Origin of the sequence: Cronbergia sp. UHCC 0137 (assembly GCF_034932285.1) — a bacterium.
Lineage (GTDB): Bacteria > Cyanobacteriota > Cyanobacteriia > Cyanobacteriales > Nostocaceae > Cronbergia.
This window is the reverse complement of record NZ_JAYGHC010000013.1, coordinates 15,936-39,362: the sequence shown is the minus strand read 5'-3', so window position 1 is coordinate 39,362 and position 23,427 is coordinate 15,936. Positions and strand designations below refer to the sequence as shown.

The following is a 23,427-nucleotide window of genomic DNA, read 5'->3' as shown; positions in this document are numbered from 1 at the left end:
CATTAAATCAGGTAGGTTGGGTTGACGTTAGGAAACCCAACATTTACTTTCATACCCTAATTTAGCCCGTCCTAAATAGGCTCTTGCAAAGTTCCGCAATGTTTACAATAGGCTAAACCTTTGTAAGTAAGTTCATGGCAGTGATGACATTCTCTATATTGATCATAACCGCAATGTGGACAGTAAATATCATTGTGTCTAATTGTTTTAGCGCAACTGATACAGCGCATTTTTTGTACTCTGTTAACTGCCTGAACTTTAGGATTGAAAACAACTCTTTGAAAGAATTTGATAATGACAAAACCCACCAGGGGAACAACCAAGATATAAACGTAACTAATCAGGAATAATAAACCACCTAAAAGAGAGCCAATTAAATTAGATAAAAATTCAAAGATTACTCCAATTTGCAGAAACTCAAATACTTTCAAAATCAGGGGAATAAAAAAGACAACCAGCAAATGCCAGCTAATTAAAGCTATCAGTCCATATCCTCTATTTTGGGCAAAATTATGAACTAATAAGGCTAGAAAAATTAAAGGTATTAAAAACAGAGATTGAAAACTAAGTTGAATAGTCGGATACCAAAAAGCAGCTTGTTTATATCCTGCTTCAACCTGGTTAAATTGATTTTCGTTTTTGAGAACTGTAAGGAAATCAATACTTTCTGGCTTGGTGAGTAATTGATCTTTTAATTGGGTTATTTCTTTAGTTATTGTCGAGATTTGGCGGTTATTTTGATCTAAGGTTTGTCTAGCTTTTTCAGCACCAATTTGATTAATTGATTGTTCTCTAGGCTGACCTGCAATTTTTTCTAAAAGTGTTGAATCATATTGAGAACGAATATTATTGTTAGATTGTTGCAGTCTATTGATTTGCTCTTGTTTATTGTCAATCGTTCTGATAATTTGTTGTTTTTCAGAACTTCTAATTTTATCTTTAGATCCAGCATAATCTAAGCAGATTGGAGAAATTTTACCCAAACGTCCTTGTTTTTGTTCTTGATAGATTTTCTGAAAACCATATTGATTGTTTTGGTAACCTGATAATCCTTGTCTGATAATTTCATAATTTTTATCTTTATTGTTTTGTGTCCGATAATTTTGCCACTCGGAATAACATGGATAGGATTGTCCAGGGCTAAGATGCCATTGACTAATATCATTTAGTCCGATAAAAACATTAACTAAAATGAAAATATCAATTAATATAATAACGATTAAACTGACTTTATTCAGTGGTTCATTATTGATTTTTCTTGATTTACTAAATAATTGATTCAACAATCGACGTATTGTGGTAAACATATTTTTTTAAATCTACACTAGGATTATCTGCTGTTTAATAGCCGGATGTAATTTCATCAGTAGGATATACTGGGGATAATTGTAGCATTTACAGGACGCTATCCTTTCTCTAAAATCAAACCCTGGTAATTTGCCATATCAAAAAATAAATTCTACAATCAACACAATCATAATGACTTCGTTTTTCAAAAAAGTAATGGGTGTAATATGGTGAAAATAGTTGGTATTGGTGGTAGTTTAAGAAGTAATTCCTATACTCAAATAGCGTTGAAAGTAGCAGTGCAACGAGTAGAAGCTGTAGGTGCAGAGGTAGAAATTTTGGACTTACGGGAGATGCAATTGCCATTTTGCAATGGTGCTAAAGAGTATCCAGAGTATCCAGACGTGCAACGCTTACGTGATACTGTTCGCAACGCTGACGGGTTGATTTTGGCAACACCAGAATATCATGGTGCTGTTAGTGGTGTCCTCAAAAATACCTTAGATTTAATGAGTTTTGATGAACTATCTGGAAAAGTCACGGGATTGATTAGTGTATTAGGCGGTCAGTTTAATAGCAATGCGCTCAATAATTTACGTTTAATCGTTCGTGCAGTACACGGTTGGGTAATTCCTGAACAAATTGCTATTGGACAGGTTTGGAGTGCATTTAATCCAGAAGGTAAATTATTAGATGAAAAACTTTCTCAGCGATTTGATCAGTTTGCCCAAAGTTTAGTTGATAACACTCGTAAACTGCGAGGAGGGAATAATTAGTAAAAGTATCCCAAACATTTGTAGAGACGTTCCATGGAACGTCTCTACATTTTTTTCCAGAAATTCCTAATGATAATGCCTGTACATTCTTTCTAGGAAATTTCTAATGATGATGGTGGTGATGATGAGTTTCTGCTAACTGTGGATTAACTGCTGTTACTTCCTGATTAATTAATTCAGCAATATGATCATTAGCCCATTCAGCAGCCATGCTTAAAAACTGTGGATTGTCGTTAACACAGGCCATTTGCAGATAGTTTACACCAGAATACTGTTTCTCTAAATCATGGATGATGTGATGAACATCTAATAGAGTTTCGTGGTTTTCTGTGGCAAAACCAATTGGCATAAAGATGATCATTTTTGCACCCAACTGAATCAGATTTTGGGCTGCTTGGGTGGCATTTGGCTGAGTCCAGTCAATTAGGGGTGTATCGTGGTTCAGCCAACCTACGGAAATTAAAGGATAATTATTAATCAATTTATCCCTAACTAAATCGTAAAGTGTCTGACTTTCGACAATGCCAGATGTGAATCCTTTGGCTTTGTGGGGACAACCGTGATTCATTAAGACAATGCCGATTTGAGAAGGTAAATAAGCCCCTGCTAAATCAGTGTGAATTTTTTCTTCTACCAAACGCGCCATCAAATTGATATATTCTGGTTCGTTGTAGAAAGAAGGAATATAACGCTGGGCTTTAACCCAATGTTCTTCACCATCACTCAATTCTACTAGAGCATTATTAACTTGCTCAATGGCGATCCCACTGGTAAAGATAGAATCTACAACCAACAGAGGGTAAATTAAGATTTTATCAAAGCCTTGCTCTTTAATTTCTGCTAATACTTGATTAGGTAAAAAAGGAGCGCAGAAGTTAAAAGCTTTAAATACTTTAACTTGTTCGCCCCATTTATGTTGTAATTCGTGTTCAATGCCAGCCCGTTGTCTTTCAAAAATGGCATTGTGTGGGGAGATAAAATCGTGGTGGGTGTGTCCCCATTCATGACGATCAAATAAGGCTAAAAGCTTGGCTAGAGGTGGATAAATCCAAGTTGGAACGGGGGCAAATTTGGCTGTGAGTAGATTTAAAGCTTGTTCGTTATAGTTAGCAAAATCTTCGTAGCTTTCAACTTCACCATAGCCCATGAGCAATACAGCTACACGGTTTTGAACTGGTAGATGCTCGTGGGTGTGTTGTAGTTTTTCGGGAGTGGCAACCACAATAAGTTCCTCAATATAACTAAAATGGCAAAAGGGCGAGCTAGTGACGCTTTGGGGAATTTCCACCATTTTGTCTGCGATCGCTACTCTTGCTCGTAAGATAATATCCTATGCCGGGGGATAGGATAAAGACTCATAGTACCAGAATACTCCGAAAGATATATTACGGTAATCACGGTATACCAGGTTCTAGTTATTTAACTAATCATCCAGTTTATATGTGATAATTAAGCTAAATATAATCCAGTAGAGGGTTTGAGTAATTATATGGTTGAAACAAATCATTTTTTTTAGATAAAAAATTACCGATTATTGACAAAAAAAAGTTTTATTTAATACAATTAAGATTTTTAACTCATGAAATTGTGTCAGATGGTAAGATAGAAAGTGAATGAAAATAATTATTTGCCCTGGAATCCATGAAACAGAGCTAACTGAGAGTTTTATCAAAGGTTGCTTCAATCTAGCGTCTGAGAAACTTATCAGTGAAAATCCAGTGGATATTCTGGTTTTTCCGGCAGATGGTATTTTAGCTTTATCAGCATTTCATATTGTGCAGTTTTTGCGCGATATCCTACCCCAAAACAATAGACTAGAATTGCCTATTGTCTTTATTGGTTTTAGTGCTGGAGTAATCGGGGCGATAGGGGCGGCTGTAGCTTGGCAACAGTTAGGGGGTTGTGTCAGGGCATTTATTGCCATTGATGGTTGGGGTGTACCTCTGTGGGGTAATTTTCCGATTCATCGTTTGAGTCATGATTATTTCACCCATTGGAGTTCCGCGCTGCTAGGTAGTGGAGAAAATAATCCCAATAATTTTTACGCCGAACCACCAGTTGATCATTTATGCTTATGGCGATCGCCCCAAACTGTGAAAGGTTGGTCGGTAAATGCAAGTATAAAAAAACCTGAAACCCAAGCTTATCTCACGGCATCTGAATTTTTACAGTTTTTATTAAAAGACTATGAAACAAAATATTCCTGATATAAAAATTCGCAAGGGGAAAGGGGATCAGGATTAAAGGATTCACAGGATTAAATCAGATTATTCCTGCATTTCTTTCCCCTTTATCCCCCTGCCCCCGGTCACTGAGCGACTTGTACTGACTTGTGCCGAGCGAAGTCGAGGTAGCGAAGTCGAAGTAAGCCGAAGTGCTGCCCCCTGCTCCCATCTACCCTAGTCAATATTCCCACGTATTTTGAATGTTTCCCATTGAACCTACTGGTGTTAATCAAGGTTTTGGAGCATTGCTCAAAAACCGCAATTTCATGCTTCTGTGGATTGGACAACTGGTTTCCCAGTTAGCGGATAAGGTTTTATTAATCTTAATGATTGATTTGTTGGAGAAACACTATCTACCTGCTAATTTACCAGAAGGTACTGGGCGATTTTATTTATACATGGCCTTTACCCTGCCAGCCATATTTTTTGGTTCTGTGGGTGGTGTCATAGTTGACAGAATGCCAAAAAAGCTGATTATGGTTGGATCTGATGTTGTGCGGGGATTATTAACCCTGTGTTTACCGTTATTTCCACGCCAGTTTTCTATTTTATTGGTGCTAAATTTTGCCATCTCTACCGTAACACAGTTTTTTGCCCCGGCGGAACAGGCTACTATTCCCCTGATGGTGAAGCGAGAAAATTTAATGGCTGCCAATGCTCTATTTGGCAGTACAATGATGGCAGCTTTAATTGTGGGCTATGCTGCGGGAAATCCGATGTTGGTATGGGCTGAATACCTGAAACCAGAGTTTGGGAAGGAATTATTGGTAGGAGGTTTTTACCTTTTGTCTGCCTTGATCATGTTACCGATACATTTTCAAGAAGACAGACGGACTTCAGTAGTTAATCCCTTGACTGAATTTTTGCAAGGTTGGAACTATCTCAAAAAAAATCGCCTGGTCTGGAATGCCATGCTGCAAATTGTCACTTTATACTGTATAATGGCGGCATTACTAGAATTATCTATTAGATTAGCTGCGAGGTTAAATTTAGAGCAAACTAATTTTAGCTTTTTTGTCGCTGCTGCTGGGGTGGGGATGGTTTTAGGTGCAGGAATTATTGGACACTTTAGTGAAAAGTTACATCGCAAGCCATTGGCTTTAATTGGTTTTTTCTCGATGGCACTGGCACTAGGAATATTTATTTTTACCTATAATTTACCTTTAGCTCTAATAACTTGTGTTTTCCTGGGTGTAGGTGCTGCTTTTGTGAATGTACCAACCCAAACTTTGATTCAGCAACAAACGCCACCAGCTATGCACGGTAAGGTATTTGGCTTTCAGAATCATGCTGTTAATATTGCCCTTTCTGCTCCTTTGCTAATTACCACAAAATTGGTTAATAGCTTTGGGTTATCAATAGTCCTGTGTGGAATGAGTATTTTTGTTTTTGCTGTCGGGTTTTGGACTTGGAGAAATACTCGCGGGGTGTTCCAAGATGTGGTTTAATGATTGGTAATTTGGTAAGAGAAATTGTTCAAATAATTAAACTATACTTGAAAATATATCAAATTTTGTTGATTTATTGCAAATTGCGATATCTATAGATTTAATTCATCAGCGACTACAAATAGCAATCCAAATTTCACAAACGAGAGAATCATGATAGAAATAATGGTAACAAATCAACAGCCAGATAAATCTCAACCTAAAATTAATGTTGTCATCTGATATTCTGTTCGTCGTCCTCGCAAGAGCTAAATATTCATGAGCCTATGAAGCTCAATTCCATATTACGGTGATTACTTCCCTACCTAACGGCTAAACTAGCCTTATTGATACTATTGTCAATAAATTAGTTGGTTCGAGGTTAAATTCCTTGAATCTCAATTGTTAGGTCAAGCAGAGCGATCGCTATTTTTGAGCGATCGCTGTTACTTATTTCTAAGAAAATTCTATTCTACCTCCACTTGTGGCTTGAACTTTTTAATATCATTAACACCAGCACCGGCATCAATCACATCAGAACCATCTCCATAGTAAATAAAATCATTACCAGAGCCAGTAGTAATTCTGTCATTACCAGAACCAGTAATCACTTCATTGTCACCATCCCCAGCATTAACGATATTATTACCAGTTCCCGCAGTGATACTGTCAATATCAGAGCCTGAAGTAATGGTGTTATGACCATTGCCAGCATTAATAATATTGTCACCATTGCCAGCGACAATGATATCTCGATCAACACCAGTAATAATACTTTTTATCTTTATTCAGCAAGCCCTACTTGGTCAGACAAATAACATCCTGAAAAAAGCCCTTACGAGTACCTCTTTGAAACTTGCTGATCACCCAAACATCTCTGTTAACGTTAAGCGAGTCCCATTCACAAAGTCCCACCCTGACTGGGGACGTTTACCAGCTAACTGCACCTCTCGTAACAACAGCAACCCATCCCCTGTTTGCACGATCGCTCCCATACCCTTGGTAATAAGAACAACTTCTCCAGGATCACCAGCTACGGTTGTTTTTTCTCCTATTTTATGAAATATTTCTTGCAGTTCTGGTGGCAACTCGTCAACACAGACAGGATGTAAGGGTGCAGTAGCGGTAATTTTGATGGATTGATTACGGAAGGTAGCTGTACAATTTGGATAAAACCCTCTAATTTGATTGTGTAAATCGAAAGCACTCTTTGACCAGTCTAAATTATAGTCTTCCTTTTGAATCAAAGGTGCGTAAGTTGCCTGGGCATGATCTTGAGGAATAGCTTCAATTTCTCCGCCTTCTAAATTTAACAAAGTTTCTATCAACAAATCTGCACCAATGACCGCCAACCTTTCGGCTAAAATCTGGGAATTATCTAATATATTAATAGGTGTAGTTGCTTTCATTAACATTGCTCCCGTATCCATCCCCACATCCATTAACATAGAAGTGATACCAGTTTCCTTTTCACCATCATGTAAACACCACTGAATCGGTGCTGCACCTCTATATTTGGGTAAAATTGAACCATGTACATTAATACAACCCAATTTCGGCATATTTAAGATTTTTTTAGACAAAATTTGTCCGTAAGCAACAACAACAAATACATCGACATTTAATTGTTGAAGTTGGGTTAAAGTTTCTACATCTTTCTTTATTTTCTCTGGTTGCCAGACTGGGAGATGATGAGTAAGAGCGATCGCTTTCACGGGTGAAGGTGTCATTTTATTCCCCCGTTCCCGGCGCTTATCTGGTTGAGTCACCACCCCCAAGACTTGAAAATCAGAGTGATTAAGTAATTTTTCTAGCGTGGGAACAGCGAACTGAGGAGTACCAAAAAATACAACTTTCATTAGTTATTAGCTATTAGTTATTTAGTCAATAATAAGGGTGTCTTGAATCCCTAACAACTGATTCAAATCACATATAAATATAATATCTAGTGATATCATATTGATTATTACAAAAAGTTGATTAGTAGAATGTAGCTGGTTGAACAATCAGTTTAAACGCTATAAACTACACCCAGTATTGATAAACCTTGCGGATTGGCTATCTTGTATGGCATTATGTAGGGAGATTTATTAACTCAACTGCTTTGATAATTCACCAAACCTAAGTTGATTGTAGTCCCGTTATTCCAATTTACTTGGGGTTAATTGCAGTTATTAGGTCTGGTTAAGTCTATTAACTGTATTATAAAATTATCCGTGCTTTCTAGTAAGAACCTAATTATTTTGTTGTCAGGGTCTGGGTAGCTATGGTTAGGTGAAGTTAGTATTTGTTAATGCCGTTAAAAACAGCTAATTTCCATAATTTTAAGCTAATACCGCAAATCGAAAGTAAAAAAGCTTAGATCATAGGCTTTTTAGCTACTTTCAAGGGTTCAGGAAGGTAGGATGCAGTGTACTATTAAGAATCTAACCATTTTGTTGATGTCCTTAATTTTGGTGACACGGAGAGGTAAAGCTGGGTAGTAGTTACACAGTGATCAACATCAGTAGATGGCTAGGATGGATGCCTTCAAAATTAGAGAATACTTAAATTATATGAGGTTGGAAATAATGGTACTGAAACTTTTGTAAAGTGATGCAAAATTTGAATGAATAATCTAGTTAAAGCTTTCCGTTTGTTGTTATACATATAAACATAGCTTTTCCCCTTGCTGCATCGACATTGCTCTTCACACAGCAACTGCCCCCCTAGAGAGTCCACCCATGCTTAAAACCCTATTGCTGTCAGGATGGTTTCGCGTCAAACCATTTCTTAACTACGTTATTATTGTAATGCTCATTACCCCGTTAGTGGGTGTATCACTTAACTCTACCTCAGCGACACAATCAGGGGTAGGGAAAATTCTCTCAGGAATTAACGAATCTGATTTCCAATCCAAAGACGAGGTTGTGGCTAGGGTGTCTGGGTTTGAATTAGATTCAATGGAATCGTTGAATACAGAATTGCCATCGGTAGATTTAAACACTTCGGGTCAGGAAGAGCAACTACTACCAGATATTCAAAGTGATTTTGGGGTAGTAAAAGATAATTCTTTATTAAAAGATGATGTTTCTGTTAGCCAATCTAATTTGATTGAGAAAATAAAGACAGCTAAAATTCAGGCTTTGCGGGGTGAATTGGGTTCTCGGACTGAACCTTCCATCATGGCTAACGTACCACAATCAAAGCCAGGAGTGCCTGTAAGTGAAGAACCCAGTGATCATGATGCCATACCAGTAGATCCTTTGGGTAGTCCCCATCCTATTCCCTGGAAATGGATCATGATGACACAGGAATCTCTTGGTGGTCAAGGTGGTTCTGCGGTGAGGTATTATCGTAGTGTGCCGGTGGTGTCTCCAGATGGTAGATATGCTATTTACAGTCGGGTACAGATAGAAGTAAAACCGGAAATGCACAATAGTCGGGTGAGTAGTGTGTTGTTTATAGAAGATAAACAAACTAAAAGATTGAAGGTAATGACTGCCACTGCACCCTTGAATGATCCTTTGTTAAAAAGAGAGCAAGTGTCAGCAGAAGAAATGCCTCCTGATGGTAGTATTGGGGTGTTAGTGCCGGTTAGTTGGTCAGAAAAGAGCGATCGCTTTCTAGCACGTAAGTTTATTGGTATATTCAACACAGCGGATCTAACAGATCATGCAGTGATTTGGGAACGGCAGGAAAATCATATCAAAACAGTAGCCCCGGCTCAAGCTGAAGATGATCATGAAAAAATAGCCATTTTGTTAGGTTGGAGTAAAAGTAAGCCTAACAATGTGTTATTCCGTTCCGGTGAAATGGGGGAAGAAAATTGGCCTTTGGTGCAAGTTGCCACGGATGGCAAAACTGTAAATGTTACTAATGACGGGGATCAGGCTGTTACTTTTGGTGAAAGAGCGAAAATTTGGGCAGAACCACAAGTTGCATCCAGATAATGGCTGAATATTTGCATTTTGAGGTGGGCATTGCCCACCCTACCCAATGCTTTAACCTGATTACTAGAATAATCACGAATGATCAAACAACCGTATTTTCATAACAGGGTAATTAAAACGGGTAATTAAAACTTCGCTCTGCTATATTAGCCTACTCCAACACTTCGCTACTTTCTAACTCTGAAGTACCTTCTTTAACTCGACGGATAGGTAAGTTAGCAATCAAAGCGGTAGTGCGTTGGTTGCTTTCTAAAGAAAACTCTAAACCTTCTGTGTCAATCTCTACATAGCGACAGACAACGCTGAGTATTTCTTGGCGCATTTTTTCTAAGGTTTGTGGGTCTAAATCGGCACGGTCGTGGGCAATCACTAATTGTAAACGACGTTTAACTTGAGTGCGACTGGTATCGGGAGTGCGAACAAAGAGTTTTTCTAAAAGTTCAATAATCATTGCAGCTAGGTCTAGGGCAGAGAGGGGAAAATGAGTTTTTGATTAATTAAGTAGTCGGACAAAATTAAATTGATTCGTTGAGAGAGGGAACTCTTAACAGGGAACAGAAAAACCAGTTGTGTAATTAATTTTGTCTCATTACTTAATGGTTTTAATTGATAACCATAGACAAATAATGAAACTATTGACTAGTTTCACAAAAATCAAGTGTAACTGCTCAAAGTTAAATTGGTAAAATTATGGAGAAATAACTGTTCTCATGGGTCTAGATTTTACTAGGCTTTGTACAACAGTTAAACGATTTTTGTTCTCAACAACTTTTTGAGTCGTGAGAAAATGTTGGTGTTGGCTGAGTCCAAATCAAGAAATTCTACAGTTTCTCCTTCTAATCTACGGGCAATATTCTCAAAGGCCATGGCGGCTAAAGAGGGGTTTTCTGATAATACTAAAGGTTCACCGCGATTGGTAGAGATGATTACACGTTCATCATCAGGGATGACACCAAGGAGGGGAATGGCGAGAAGTTCCTGGACATCTTGCACAGACATCATATCATTTGCTTGTACCATTGCGGGTCTGATGCGGTTAATGATTAAATGTATTTGCTTAACGCCTTGTGCTTCTAGTAACCCAACTACCCGGTCAGCGTCCCGGACGGCGGAAATTTCCGGGGTGGTGACGATCAGGGCTTCTTTGGCTGGGGCGATCGCATTTTTAAACCCCATTTCAATTCCCGCAGGGCTGTCGATGATCACATATTTATATTTTGTTGCCAAGGCATTGACCAATAATTTCATTTGGTCGGGTGTCACGGCCTCTTTATTGCGATTTTGGGCTGCTGGCAAGAGTACCAAGTTTGGTTGGCGTTTATCTTTAACTAAGGCTTGTTCTAAACGACAGTCTTTAGATAGGACTTCTACGGCTGTATAAACGATGCGATTTTCTAGTCCTAAGAGTAAATCTAAATTTCTCAGGCCAAAATCCGCATCGACTAAAGCTACTTGACGGCCTAGTTTGGCTAAAGCCATGCCTAAATTTGCTGATGTTGTGGTTTTGCCCACTCCTCCTTTACCGGAGGTAATCACAATAATGCGATTCATGATAGCAATACACTCTATTAGGTTTCAGGAAATGATACTATATTAAGGAGTAGGGCGCGTAAAATAGTGGGCAGGTAGGAGGTAGGGGGCAGGGGGCAGGGGGCAGGGGAGGAATAATTAATTTATTACCAATCACCAATCACCAATTCCCAATTCCCAATTCCCAATTCCCAGCCTAAACTACTTTTTGATTAATCTTGGTTAATTGACTGCGAGAAAAATCATTTGCTTTAGCGATGCGGATTCCTTCTGGTGTGATGTATGCTACTTCTGGAAAAACATTTTGTGGTTGTTTTTCTGGCGATCTAGCTACAGCGTCGGCGATTCGCAATTGGGTTGGTTTCATTTGCAATGCCATGATTAAACATTCTCGATTGCCTTTAGCGCCAGCATGAGCGATTCCCCGTAGACGACCCCAAACTAGAATATCTCCATCTGCAACTACGTTACCACCTGGGTTAATGTCTCCTAAAATAATTACTGTACCAGGATGGCGGATCTCTACTCCAGAACGAATTGTCATTTCTAGATAAAGGGCATCTGCTAAGGCATTTAGCGTATCTGGGGTATCGGCATTAAATAATGTTGTTTGGGGCTGTATTTGTTCTACAGAATATCCTAAAGTACAAGCAGCGATCGCTGTTTGTCTCCGACTGGTAGCTACGGATTTTAACTGTATTTGGTAGGTGCTTAGGGTTTGGCCTAGTTCTTGCAGTTGTCTACTATCTAACAAACGGTCTTGGGCGTTTAAATGCAGTATGGTGTTACCAGTTCGCAACCGTTCCCCAGCATTAAGTCGCTGCTTCATCTGTTGCCAAATTTCTGACCAACTAAATTCAGAGGAATCAACCTGAGATTCTGGGGGCAAAATTAATAATAGTTTTCCCTCCTGGGTTTTTAACTGGACTTGAAGATGATTATCGGTTTTCTTGTCTGGTAATCCTAACTCAGGATTGCTCAAATCAGTCAAGTCGGAATTAGATTCTAAACCTAGTTTGTTAGAATTACCTTTTAAATAAACAAGAACGGAATTTAGTTCCCCACTGGGAATAATAGAATGATTATCTGTCTCTATATTGATATCAGTCTGGGTAGAGATTGGTTCTGCTGGTGGGGAAACCCCATTAAGTGCAGAATTTAAGTCTATCTTAATTTTTTCTTGGGGGGTAGCAGAATCAGAATTCATGCAGCACTAGCCAAAACAGATCAACTTAGTTTAAATAGTAAAGAACAAAGGGAGGTAGAGGGGCAAGAGGTAGGGGAGGAGTAATTAGGACTTGAGGAAAAAGTCTTTTGGTTAGGGTCAGGAGTCAGGAGTCAGGAGTCAGGAGTCAGGAGGAAGAATATCAGTAAGCCCTAATTAATCATCATCAATTACTTAATTAATCTTTGATAAACTGTAGCCAAGGCATCGGCATTACCGACGTTACCGGGAAACAGGACTACTGGCAAGTTAGGAAATTGGGGATGGTTAGATGGTGTTAGTACCATAGAACAACCGGCTAAAATTTGACCCATTAATCTAGCGGAGGTCAAAGCTAATCCAGTGCTTAATACATCGTTGGAAGTAATGCCACCTTTGCTGATTAAAAATCCGATATCAGATGGTAAACCCTGGACAATATCCATTAATAAACTAGAAACTTGAGCGCCAAAATCTAATCTGGTTTTAACATCTTTAAAAGATAATTCTTGACGGCTGGTATAAATTACTGGTGTTTTTCCAGCTTTGTGTACCTCATGAACATTTTCTAAAATCTCTGTTAATATTTGACTAGATTGATTGACCCCATCTTCTAATAATCTGGAAACTTGTACTTCAATTCCTACTGTTCCTTCAACTTGTAATAATGATTCTAACTGTTGGGTTGTCTTTTTAACGTGAGAACCGACAATTACAGCACCCGGTTTACCATCACGGACATATTCTGTCATGTTTTCAGCAGCGATGGGTTGGGGTGGTAAGGCGGCTAAAGCGGTTAAAATGCTGGCAGCAGAACGGAATAAAAACCGTTTTCCCTGACTGGCTGCGGTGAGAATGTCTACAGCGAAGGTATTAAGATCAGTTTGAGTTTCGCCATCTACGACTGCACATTGATTGTTATGCAGTTCTAGTAAACGTTCTAAACTACCAGTGCGGATATCTGCAAGTAAGAATCTGCTAACTGTCTCTTCAGTGATGCGTCCTTTGGTTTTTTCTTCGACGTATTTAGGAAGATAACTATAATTGTAACTGAAAACGGAATCACGGGCAAATTCTGTTTCATGGACTGGGGTAGGGACACCATCAACTATGAGATAATGGATGCTGTCACGGGTAATGCGTCCACCCTCTGTTCCAGAGGCTTCACCAACAAAGAATGCGGGGACGAGAAAATGAGCGTCAAAGGGACCGAGTTCTGCGGCGATGACATCGGTTTCGATGGGATAATGGCCGCGCAGGGTGGAGTCTGAACGACTAACTACGAGAAAGTCGTCTATTTGTTCTGCGGCTAATGCGAGTTTGAGGTTGTGACAAACTTCTCTGGTGATGGTTGCGGCTGATTCTGGGGTGAGCGATCGCGTATTTGTTAAGATAAAGAATATTGGTGCTTGATCTCTCAAACCCAAACGCAAGGTTTCTACATCCCAGTGCATTAGCAATAAGCAACTGTGGACTGTTTGCGAACCGGTTGGATCATCATCTAAAACTATAATTTTGGGTTTGTTATTCATAAATATGTGAATTGTGGTAAATAATCTACATCTAAAATTTGTTCAACTGTATAAGGACAATTTGACGGAAAACAATTTAATCCACTTTTTTTCTTAGCTTGTCGTGCTGCATCATTATAAACTTCATCCAGCACTTTTAACATATAATTGTAGAGATTTTTTGATTTTGTTAATTTCCTGAGTTCGACTCGAAAATTATCAATTTCCATTTCCCAATCATTTTTACAATCAGGAAGACTCCAGTGTTGATACAATAATAAATGTTTTAGAAGTTGCAGTAGATAACTTTCTAATTTGTGTTTTTGTTCATTTCCCAATTCTGAAATTTCCTCAATCAGATGCTCCCAGTCAAGATGTTCTAAATCTCTTTGTTGTAACTGTGACAATGTTGTTTCTATCCACTGGGGATAATCTTGTTCATAAAGAGTTTGAGTGATTAATTTAGATATCATTGACGATTCTCCTGATGGAATATAGCAGGGAACAGGGAACAGGGAACAGGGAACAGGGTTGAAAGTCTATGAGTGTATGGATTTTCCAGATAGTTTTGTATTTCATTCAACTGCATACCGCTATAGAAAGTTAATTTATTGGGTTTAGGATTGGCGTAATTTCCTGATTTCTGTTTGTACATCCAATGCAATCTGCAATGATTGATTTAGGAGTTGAGCATATTCACTGGCTTGAGAACTAACTTGTAAGGTTTGCAGATTGGCTAAATTATTGACTACTAAATCTTGGTTGTTAGCCAGCAGTTTTTTATTATCGCGCAAAATACGCTCACTTTGTAAGGCGCGAACCAAATCTTCTCGAATTAGTTGTAAAGCAGCGATAACTTGTTCTCTATCGTTGATGCTGTGGGAGTTCCCGGAAGCGAGTTGATCGTTAATATCTATAGCTTGGATGACAGCGTGATATTTATCAACTTCGTCTAAAAGTATAGTTAATGCGTGGGTAGAGGTGAATTTTCGCCAGAGCGATCGCCCTAGAAGCACGGCAACGGGTACAATTATGAGTAAAATAATACCCAATTTATTAGAAGACCCCAGTGTAGGCAAAATTATAAAAGCATAAATAGCACCAACTATAATCGGTGTGAGAGCCAAAGCCACCAAACATTCGTTCAGAAAAAATCCCCATCGTTTCTCTTTATCTGCTATAATTGAGGGTCTAAAAACGTCTTCTGGATCAAAGCCAGTCAAGCGTCTCAATTCCCCCTTACTAATTTCCAAGCCGATTAAGTCTGGCTGCACCGATTGATACTCCTTAGCGCATTTTCATCAAAAAACGGTGTGAGAAAGTTTTGATGATATTTTAGGAAAACTGATAAAATACTAGATGAGTATAGCTTATTATGAAAGTTCTATGTGTTCATCATAAGGGTGGAGTAGGCAAAACAACAACTGCAATTCATATTACTGGAGTTTTCCTGAATATGGGAAACAAGGTACTCTTAATAGATGGTGATTCTCAAGCTCACAGCTTCAAATTTTTTAGCGAGGGACTAGCACCAAAAGCAGGTGGTGAAACATTTACAACCCAAGAAGACAAACTGACAGTCATCAGCGAAAGTGATAAAAGCAACCCTGATCGATTGGCTAAAACTTTAGGAAAATTAGCAAAAAATAAAAAGTTTACTCATACTGTTATTGATGTTTCTCCTGATCTAACTTCTATTTCTAAATTCTTGTTTGAGGTTACACCTGATTTGGTATTACTAGGAGTTAAGCAAGATGATATAGGCTCATTTGTAAGTTTAAATGATATGCTAATAGCGCTTGAACAAGCACGTCCTATCATTGGTTCTATTCGTGTAAAAATCGTACCAATAGGAGCATCCAAATCTGATTTCCAACAGTTTATTGATAATCATTTTACTAATTATGAAATCCTTGATCCTGTTGATTGGTTGCCTATGAAAGCTGGTAATGCAGTTTTTATTAATTATGACTATTTATGGACTGAGCCAGATTGTGAACATTTATGGGATTACTACAAAAAAGTAGTTATGGAGTAAAAAAAATGGCAGAAGCTAATTATACATCTTCTACCCGTCCACCAAAAAAGCATCGAGATCCTAACTTGATTGCCCGTAGTAAAGATGAATTAAAACGTCAACAAGAAGACTATATAAAAGAGAAGATAAAAACATCTGCTATTAAATCTTTGCGTCAAGGTACAATACAACCTTTTCCAGTTCGTGTTGGAAAAAAATGCAAGATACAATTAGATGATCTACAAATGCGTTTGCGCGTGGATGAGAAAACTATTTTAAATATGGCATTTGCTTATGCTTATAATGAGTCAATACAAAAGCAGATTAAAATTCAGCATCTGAGAGAAAAATTAGAAGATATGATTATAGATGAAGAAAGTTTGATGTTTGAAGTTAATGAATATACTCTTGATACTTTGTTTAAATCTGGAATTGAGGATGCAATATTTATTTATTTGAATTTTGGAATTATTCTTTTGCACGCTCGATTAATTGAATTAGACACATCGGCTATTTTTTGATTTTTAATTTCAATAATTATATGGAACAGTACATAGCATATAATCTGGCATTAGGAATAGTGAGAACAAGTTCAAAAACAAAGCAAGAACTTGGTCGTACTTTTGCCAGAATTTTAGGCTTTCATCCTGGTCCATTAGGTAAAGATGGTGGAATAGATGGGGTTATTATCCCCGAAGATGGCAGGTTAGTGTATTTTCAAAGTAAACTCAGTCAATTAGAATTGACGGTAGATCATGCAAAAATTTTATATGCTGATATAATGTATCACAAAGCAGAAATTAGTGTTATGTTATCAGGTGTAGGATATAAGAAAACATTTAAAGATCGTCTATTTGGTCATCCATATATAAACCCAGGAAGTATTCATTTGTTAACATTGGTTGATATCTTAGCCAAAACTGATAGTTATGATCTTGCAGTGCAAGATATTCCTAAACTTAAATTGATAGAAGAAATTAATTGGAAACAATTTAAATAGTAAAAGCGTGAGTATCAAGCAAAACTTTCATAATTGAGGTGTAGCTGGATTGATAAAATCGTTAATGATTTCATCTGGTAGTGGAAGATCAAAATCGGGAGAAATTATAACTTTCGATTCATCCGTTTTAATCATTTTGGGTATGCTGATTAGAGCTATATTCAGGAAACCAATTTTCATCTAGGATTTGTGCTAATGAACCAATGGGAATAAGAGGGAATTTCTCAAGGGGAAGTTGAGAGCGATCGCTTACTTCTAATCTAGCATCTTGATAACACTCATCAAATATTTCTAGAATGTAAGGTTTTAAACTAGGACTATCTTTAAGTTCATCTTTTATCTGTCTACGAAATGTCCTAATTTCCCCTTGCCAATGTCCTTGATTACGTTCTCTTTCACTATCCCAATATTTGAGTTTTAGTAGATGTACAAGCAGCGTAGTTAATAAATTTTCAATTGCTCGTTTCTCATTTCTACCCATAGTTTCTAATTCTTCTAATAAATTCTCTAAATCAACAGCAGAAAATTGTCCTGTGCGGAGTTGGTTAATGGTTGTTCTTATCCACAGGTAATAGTCTTGATCGTATAAGTTTTGAGTTGTTGGTTCAATTATTGGTGTTGCCATAAAATAGCGGTAGTTTTGTTGTTTTAACTTTATTTTAACAGCACAAACACATACCTCGTATAGAAGTATCTTCAAAATTTATCTGACACCGGAAACGTACTGTAGTTGTTCTTTGATGTACTGAATGCAGCCCTCTAGCCAACAAAATAAACTATCTTTATCAATATCAAATCGATGTTTTCCTCCTTTTTCATGCCATTGAGATGCCATAGCAAAATGAAATTTAGTTGAATTATCCCAGTCTCTTTGTTCTTTCAAATCAGCATTGTCATCTGCAAAATTATTTGGTTCTATTGATGCTCCAAAATCCTGCACCTCATTAGATTTAAGTAAAGACTCAAAACTTAATTTTTCTGAAGTATTAAAATTTCTAATTAGAAATGATTTATCAATATGCCAATGAGGTTGTGCATGGTTATTATCATCCTTTAATACATCCCATTCTGCACGAAATAATGGCTCTTTATCATCAGTAATAAATCCCTTAAAAACTCTTATGCTGACACCTGAGAACTGGAAACTATCAGGTTTAACCTTTAACTTAGGATTATTAAATACAGGCAAAAATGTTAAAGATATATTTATCCAGTAAATATAATTAAGAATTTCTGGTAATAACCGAATTACGCGATGTTTATTGCCTCTATCATCAGTAGCAAATACAATACCTGATTTATTATTAGTAAGTTCATAAATATAACGCTTTGAGTCTTTTTGCAATTCTATAAATTCTAATTCTTTAACATTCAATACGGGCTTAATACGATTTGTACACAACTGTAGGACTGTCTTAGCATCAGGAACGCAAAATGGTACTGCCTGTTGTCGAGATTTTCTTCCCATCCTTAAAATTCTGAAAGTGAAATTGTATTATCCGGTAGTTGATATAAATATAGAACTATTTTATTTAGCACTTGACTATCAAAATCTTCTCCAGAACTGATCAATTTACCAATTCTGTATAAAGATTCGAGAGCATTTAAATCTAAATTCTGATCCATCAAATTAGGAATTGGCATATTGTTAATATATCTTTTTGACAAATCCCATTGTCCCCCACCAATATGATTAGAAATAGAAGCCAGCAAGTTATTTATCAGTGAACAGGAAAGTATTGCAAGGTAGGCTAATCCGAGCTTTTCAGGTAGTATATTTCCTTTTTTGGGAAACCAAGCAAATCCCTTTATCACGACATAATCACCAGAATCATCCCATGCAAAAGAACCTGCTTCACCAAAATGTGTGGAAACTAATTTTGGTTGCCTTTCTACCTGCCAAGTTCTATGTCTATTAAGCATCCACCAGTTACTGTCAGTTTTTCCTGCTTTAGATAAAATTTTGGGTTTACTTTCACGTAAATATTTACCATAATAACTTCCTACATACTTTTTAAGTTCATCCTCTGATTCAATTTTTGGTATATCTTCTCCATAAGGATAAAAAACGTAAAAGGTATCAAATAGTTTTCCTGTATTTATAGAGTCATTGATAATTACAGGTCTGAAGAAATTCCTTTCCTTTTTAGGCAAGGCTTCAAAATCATTTTTTTTCAAAATAAAAACTGAGTTTAAACCTGTTTCTCCGCCTTGTCTAATTTCAAAAATATCTTTTACTTTTGAGAAATTTTCCAGTCTCTTTAATAAATTAAAAGCCTTATAAGAACGAGGCGACCAACTAATGAGATTTGTACTTAAAGATGGATTTTCATAAATACTAAATCCATCCTGATCTATAATGTCAAAGGAATTTCTGCCACAGTAGTTATATTTACGCAAAGCACGTAAAAGACCAGAAGATGACTGTAAGCGATGATCAGCCCATAGAGAAAGTGTTGATTCACTTGTTTTAGGAGATTTACCCACTAAAACAGCACTATCTATCTGGGCATTTGAGAAAAGATGATGACTTCCTAATTTTCCAACTAAATAAATATCTACATGAGATATAACTGCCTGTCTGATTTTGAAGTGCGATTCTGTATCCAAAATAGAAGCAGGTAATATGCAACCAATTACACCTTTTGAAGGTAGGCTTTGCACTCCTTTCCACAAGAAAACACTTGAAAGATCAGGAGTTTTCTGCATTAATGTATTTAAAGATTGTTTTACCAATTCTTTTTGTTGTTTATCCATATTATTCCAGGATAAAAATGGAGGATTCATCAAAACAATATCTGCATCAGCACTCCACTGATTCCGATCATTTAAAGAATCTCGATGTTGTATTTCTATCTCTACTGAAAACTTACTGTTTAACTTGTCTTTTTCATATAGAAGAATAAAGGTTGCCATGTCAATAGCTGCTGGTGAAATATCCCAACCCTCAAGCTTTACTCTTCCTTGATAGTTTTTCAAAGATAATTGTCTTAATACTTCTTTTAGAAAAACTCCAGATCCACAAGCGGGATCGAAAACTTTTAAATAAGGTGGTAAATCACCTATTGCATTTAATACTTCTTCAACTAAAGTTCTAGCTATTGAAGGTGGTGTGTAATGTATTCCAATGAAGCCAGTTTCTTTTTTAACATTTACAGGAGCAGGCAAAAATCCTGGTAGAAAGGGTTGTTCTTGGCTCAATGTATAAGCTTCATAATGTGCTTCTTGAAAGAGCGTACCTGAAGCATGACGGAGTAGTAGAGAAATATCAGGTTTTAACCCGTAAAAGCTAGTTCCATCTTTTAAGGTATTTATCAGAGATTCCCAATCTAAGTCATTAATTGAATGAATAATTGTTTGAATATCAGGAGATAATCCCCACTTTTTTATGTTTAATTGATTGCGATCATTATTATCCGCTACACAAGCAAGTAGATAAAGAAAAGCTCTTAAGGATTGTTGTCCATCAATATGATACCCTAGTATACCCCTGAGAATTCTAAATGTTCGTATCGCAAAGGAAATAATGGATAAATCTCTTGATGGTTGGTCTTTTTGTAGGTATTCGTAGAATTTTTCTAAATTATTTTCAACGCTTTTTTTCGTATAGCGTTCTAGAGCGGAAGGTTTGTTATCCCACCTATGAACTTCAACAAAATCATTAAAGACCCTAACGTAGTGACCAACATCTGAAGACCATGCTAAAGTTCGAGGATCTTCAACATCTGATTCAAGCCCTAAATCTAGACAAAAGTTACCAACTTTACCATTTAGAAGGATAAATTTCTCGCTTCCATTTTGAAGACTAAACAAAGGTACTGGAAGCAACCCAAGTTCAAGCTTCCAGGATTCAAGTGATTTAATCTCCAAACTACGAGCCATGCCCACATCTACACCTATATCAATACTTTTATTCAGTGTATGCTAAATTGGACTATTAGTATGTAAATCTTTACAAAGTTTTTTTACATCTTGGGCAAACCTGATCAGTCTTAGGTAGTAATGCGATCGCTTAATCATAGATCAATCTATCATGCGATACTTACATCGGGTTAGGCTAACGCTTATCCCAGAAAATATATGAATTGCCTTCTTTTCCTATTTAGGTCAATTAACATGGACATCAGTGTAACTTTAAATGAAATCAAAGCCCTGAGTATTACAGATAGAATACTGATTGTACAAGAAATTTTAGAAAGTATAGCAGCAGAACAGGCTTATCCCGATTTAACAGAAGTGCAAAAACGAGAACTTGATCGACGGATTACTGATTACGAAGCAAATCCAGATGATGTAATCACATGGGAGGAAATTAAAGCTTCAATTAGAGATTAAATAAGAAGTATTAATAACAATTTTACTGGTGTTAGGCATTTTCTATATCTGATAATAATTCTTCTTCACTTAAATCAATTAACGGCGCTCTATAATCATTTAATTTGAGGATGAAAGTTACTCTCTCTACTCCCAGTAATGCAGCAGCCATACCAGAAGAAAGACGTTTCATTTCATATAATTTCACAGCCATTGCCCATTTTGCTTCTTGTTCAAACTGTTCTCTTGTTTTACCAATAGCATCAGGTAAAGTTTCGGGGTAGTTAATTTTCAGTTGCAAAGACATAATTTATTTTATAGCAAAGGTTGTTGATATTATCGAATTACACGAAAATCGGCTTTTGGGTTATTCAAATCCTGACGCAGAAGCAATAATGCTTTTTCTTTGAGTATGGTTGCCATATACGCTGAGTAGCTATTTATTATATTATTTTTTCGATTTAGTTCAAGGAAATAAAACAAAAGGTAAAGAGATATCTGAACAATTATCGCTTTTTTCTCTATTAATCGGGTTTTCTTTTTGTTACCCAAAATTATGCACTATATTATAACCTCTACCGAAAGTTTATTTACCCTTAGTGTAAAAACTTTATGCGATCGCATAGTCCGTCTAACAATATGGAATTATATCAGAATAGCGATCGCTTATAGTGTAAAGATTCTTCTTCTAATAAGAGTATATCTTCCGCAGAATATATGTGATTTTTTAGCCTCATGTTTCTTGCTTGTTTCCGTAATTTCCCTGCGTGACAGCTAAGGGTGCGGAATGTGGGTTTAAATTACTTTGTCCGCAGGATCAAGGGTATCTTTAGATATGAAGGTGTCAACGTGAGGGTAGCTGCTGGAGTTTGTTTTTAGCAGATTTTACCAATTGCTGCGCTTCAGCATAGGCAGTTGTTCCTGGTTTGACGTTGCTGAGTTGATTGATAATTCCCTGAATTTCCCGTTTCATTTGGATATTATCAGTTGGTGGAGAGGTAATCAAGCTTTGAATTTGTCGGTTAGCCTGGGTGAGAATTTCTCGTGAATCGTTTTCCAATTGGCGACGATTTTTGATCATCCCCAAATTAGTATGATACTGGGCTAGTAATTTTTGGGCTTCCACATAGCTTGGTTCACTAACGTTAATGTTATCTAATTGAGCGATCGCTCTTTGCCAAAGACTCCCTATTTGTTCCCACTCTCCAACGCTATGGGGTGGATTTTGAGAGGCTTTAGCGGCTGCTAAGGCATATTGTTTCGCTGCTTCAATCAATGTACCACTACGCTGATCTACAGTTTTTAATTTTACCTGATAGGCAGCTATTAACTTTTGTGCATCTAAATAACGAGGGTTGTTGATTGGCACTTGATTGAGGCGCGTAATTGCCTGTTCCCATAACCCTGATGCTGTTTGTGTTTGTGTTAACTTAACTTTCTCCGCTTCCAGATCAAACTCCTGGGCAGCGGCAATAAAGGTACTAATTCGCGCATTTTCAAAATCCCGCTTGTAAGCTGCCAGTTCCGTTTGTGCCGTCTTTCCTGCTAAAGTTTGGGGGGTAATTTGGTTTAATTTGTCAATTGCCACTTGCCAAGAAGCGATCGCACTTTCTTTGTTTTTGGTATTCGTAGCCTGTTCATATTGTTCCTTGGCTGCTAATAACTCTGTTCGTGCTTGATTGAGTGGAACCAAAGCATTTTTATCTTGGAAAACTACAGCATCTAGTCGCGCTACCCGTTGCCGCGCTTGTTCAAATTCATCAACTGTAAATTTCCAAATACAACCGAAAAAATTACAATAAGTTTGGGGATAATAACCCAAAAACCAAACTGGTAAATTATCTAAATGTTTTTTTGCAGCTATAACTTTTTCTCCACCCCTTTCAATATCAGCCGGGGTTGTAGCCTTACTGACTAACTGATCTGCCTGTTCTAAAGAATCAATAGCCCCTCGATAGTGATAATCCATATTTAAATAGCTAGGTAAAAGTAGAATGGGCGCTACTCTAGCCATCGGTAAACGAATCATCGGATATGGTAAATTTAAAACCCACAACACCCCAGCCGTACCAGCTAAGAAAATAGTTGTATATTTGATTTGACGGAACATGATAGCACCTAGTATCTAATATTGATCCTATTCTCTTTGGTTCCTACAAAAAATAGTTAAATTCTTAAACAATTATTCAAAATGTGTAAGTATT

23 protein-coding genes are annotated in these 23,427 nt (G+C 37.1%); 8 read left to right on the top strand and 15 right to left on the bottom strand.

Features of this window, described 5'->3' with window-relative positions; all coding sequences use genetic code 11:
• Positions 1 to 71: 71 nt before the first annotated feature.
• Positions 72 to 1,307: a hypothetical protein gene (locus tag VB711_RS08440; protein WP_323285427.1), complete on the bottom strand. Its 1,236-nt coding sequence runs from the start codon at positions 1,305 to 1,307 to the stop codon at positions 72 to 74.
• A gap of 207 nt (positions 1,308 to 1,514) precedes the next feature.
• On the opposite strand from VB711_RS08440, the gene VB711_RS08435 reads away from it, so the two are divergent.
• The gene (locus VB711_RS08435) at positions 1,515 to 2,063 is read left to right on the top strand and encodes an NADPH-dependent FMN reductase (RefSeq protein ID WP_323285426.1); all 549 of its coding nucleotides are present in this window, start codon (positions 1,515 to 1,517) and stop codon (positions 2,061 to 2,063) included.
• A gap of 103 nt (positions 2,064 to 2,166) precedes the next feature.
• Here the strand turns inward: VB711_RS08435 and VB711_RS08430 are convergent, their stop codons facing one another.
• A complete protein-coding gene (locus tag VB711_RS08430) occupies positions 2,167 to 3,285 on the bottom strand; it encodes a ferrochelatase (RefSeq protein WP_323285425.1) in 1,119 nt (372 codons plus the stop codon).
• A gap of 391 nt (positions 3,286 to 3,676) precedes the next feature.
• On the opposite strand from VB711_RS08430, the gene VB711_RS08425 reads away from it, so the two are divergent.
• Positions 3,677 to 4,270: a hypothetical protein gene (locus VB711_RS08425; protein WP_323285424.1), complete on the top strand. Its 594-nt coding sequence runs from the start codon at positions 3,677 to 3,679 to the stop codon at positions 4,268 to 4,270.
• Between the two features lie 218 nt (positions 4,271 to 4,488).
• Complete coding sequence (locus VB711_RS08420; protein WP_323285423.1) at positions 4,489 to 5,736, top strand: MFS transporter; 1,248 nt, start codon at positions 4,489 to 4,491, stop codon at positions 5,734 to 5,736.
• A gap of 446 nt (positions 5,737 to 6,182) precedes the next feature.
• On the opposite strand, the gene VB711_RS08415 is transcribed toward VB711_RS08420, so the two are convergent.
• Both VB711_RS08415 and fmt read right to left on the bottom strand, forming a co-directional pair.
• Positions 6,183 to 6,485 carry a calcium-binding protein gene (locus VB711_RS08415; RefSeq protein ID WP_416233572.1) on the bottom strand — a complete coding sequence of 101 codons (303 nt, stop codon included), beginning with the start codon at positions 6,483 to 6,485 and terminating at the stop codon, positions 6,183 to 6,185.
• A 93-nt stretch (positions 6,486 to 6,578) separates the two neighbouring features.
• A complete protein-coding gene (gene fmt / locus VB711_RS08410; RefSeq protein WP_323285422.1) occupies positions 6,579 to 7,574 on the bottom strand; it encodes a methionyl-tRNA formyltransferase in 996 nt (331 codons plus the stop codon).
• Between the two features lie 864 nt (positions 7,575 to 8,438).
• Between fmt and VB711_RS08405 the strand changes: the two genes are divergently transcribed.
• Positions 8,439 to 9,647, top strand: a complete 1,209-nt coding sequence (locus VB711_RS08405) for a hypothetical protein (RefSeq protein ID WP_323285420.1) — start codon at positions 8,439 to 8,441, stop codon at positions 9,645 to 9,647.
• A 151-nt stretch (positions 9,648 to 9,798) separates the two neighbouring features.
• Here the strand turns inward: VB711_RS08405 and minE are convergent, their stop codons facing one another.
• The 6 genes from minE to VB711_RS08375 form a co-directional block, all read right to left on the bottom strand.
• A complete protein-coding gene (gene minE, locus VB711_RS08400) occupies positions 9,799 to 10,098 on the bottom strand; it encodes a cell division topological specificity factor MinE (RefSeq protein WP_323285419.1) in 300 nt (99 codons plus the stop codon).
• Positions 10,099 to 10,391: 293 nt separating this feature from the next.
• Entirely contained in the window at positions 10,392 to 11,198 is an 807-nt protein-coding gene (minD, locus tag VB711_RS08395; RefSeq protein ID WP_323285418.1) for a septum site-determining protein MinD, read from the bottom strand.
• A gap of 175 nt (positions 11,199 to 11,373) precedes the next feature.
• Positions 11,374 to 12,384 (bottom strand): septum site-determining protein MinC, encoded by a 1,011-nt coding sequence (minC, locus tag VB711_RS08390; RefSeq protein WP_323285417.1) that lies wholly within the window; start codon positions 12,382 to 12,384, stop codon positions 11,374 to 11,376.
• Positions 12,385 to 12,572: 188 nt separating this feature from the next.
• On the bottom strand, positions 12,573 to 13,913 hold the full coding sequence (locus VB711_RS08385) for a four-carbon acid sugar kinase family protein (protein ID WP_323285416.1): 1,341 nt from the start codon (positions 13,911 to 13,913) through the stop codon (positions 12,573 to 12,575).
• Positions 13,910 to 14,365: a DUF29 domain-containing protein gene (locus VB711_RS08380; protein ID WP_323285415.1), complete on the bottom strand. Its 456-nt coding sequence runs from the start codon at positions 14,363 to 14,365 to the stop codon at positions 13,910 to 13,912. Before VB711_RS08380 ends, VB711_RS08385 begins: the two co-directional genes overlap by 4 nt.
• Positions 14,366 to 14,509: 144 nt before the next feature.
• On the bottom strand, positions 14,510 to 15,166 hold the full coding sequence (locus VB711_RS08375) for a hypothetical protein (RefSeq protein ID WP_323285414.1): 657 nt from the start codon (positions 15,164 to 15,166) through the stop codon (positions 14,510 to 14,512).
• A 101-nt stretch (positions 15,167 to 15,267) separates the two neighbouring features.
• Here VB711_RS08375 and VB711_RS08370 point away from each other — a divergent pair, with 101 nt between their 5' ends.
• The 3 genes from VB711_RS08370 to VB711_RS08360 are packed head-to-tail and all read left to right on the top strand — an operon-like array spanning position 15,268 to position 16,909.
• On the top strand, positions 15,268 to 15,930 hold the full coding sequence (locus tag VB711_RS08370) for a ParA family protein (protein ID WP_323285413.1): 663 nt from the start codon (positions 15,268 to 15,270) through the stop codon (positions 15,928 to 15,930).
• A gap of 5 nt (positions 15,931 to 15,935) precedes the next feature.
• Positions 15,936 to 16,430: a hypothetical protein gene (locus tag VB711_RS08365; RefSeq protein WP_323285412.1), complete on the top strand. Its 495-nt coding sequence runs from the start codon at positions 15,936 to 15,938 to the stop codon at positions 16,428 to 16,430.
• 20 nt (positions 16,431 to 16,450) lie between these two features.
• Entirely contained in the window at positions 16,451 to 16,909 is a 459-nt protein-coding gene (locus tag VB711_RS08360; protein WP_323285411.1) for a restriction endonuclease, read from the top strand.
• Positions 16,910 to 17,036: 127 nt separating this feature from the next.
• Here VB711_RS08360 and VB711_RS08355 read toward each other — a convergent pair whose 3' ends face one another.
• The 3 genes from VB711_RS08355 to VB711_RS08345 all read right to left on the bottom strand — a co-directional run bounded on the left by VB711_RS08355 (position 17,037) and on the right by VB711_RS08345 (position 20,791).
• Positions 17,037 to 17,534, bottom strand: a complete 498-nt coding sequence (locus VB711_RS08355; RefSeq protein ID WP_323285410.1) for a DUF29 domain-containing protein — start codon at positions 17,532 to 17,534, stop codon at positions 17,037 to 17,039.
• Positions 17,535 to 17,612: 78 nt separating this feature from the next.
• Entirely contained in the window at positions 17,613 to 18,377 is a 765-nt protein-coding gene (locus VB711_RS08350; RefSeq protein WP_323285409.1) for a hypothetical protein, read from the bottom strand.
• Between the two features lie 2 nt (positions 18,378 to 18,379).
• Entirely contained in the window at positions 18,380 to 20,791 is a 2,412-nt protein-coding gene (locus VB711_RS08345) for an N-6 DNA methylase (RefSeq protein ID WP_323285408.1), read from the bottom strand.
• A 234-nt stretch (positions 20,792 to 21,025) separates the two neighbouring features.
• Here VB711_RS08345 and VB711_RS08340 point away from each other — a divergent pair, with 234 nt between their 5' ends.
• Complete coding sequence (locus VB711_RS08340) at positions 21,026 to 21,244, top strand: addiction module protein (RefSeq protein ID WP_323285406.1); 219 nt, start codon at positions 21,026 to 21,028, stop codon at positions 21,242 to 21,244.
• Between the two features lie 31 nt (positions 21,245 to 21,275).
• Here VB711_RS08340 and VB711_RS08335 read toward each other — a convergent pair whose 3' ends face one another.
• Both VB711_RS08335 and VB711_RS08330 read right to left on the bottom strand, forming a co-directional pair.
• Positions 21,276 to 21,530: a UPF0175 family protein gene (locus tag VB711_RS08335; RefSeq protein ID WP_323285404.1), complete on the bottom strand. Its 255-nt coding sequence runs from the start codon at positions 21,528 to 21,530 to the stop codon at positions 21,276 to 21,278.
• Between the two features lie 537 nt (positions 21,531 to 22,067).
• On the bottom strand, positions 22,068 to 23,333 hold the full coding sequence (locus VB711_RS08330) for a hypothetical protein (protein ID WP_323285403.1): 1,266 nt from the start codon (positions 23,331 to 23,333) through the stop codon (positions 22,068 to 22,070).
• Between the last annotated feature and the right edge of the window lie 94 nt (positions 23,334 to 23,427).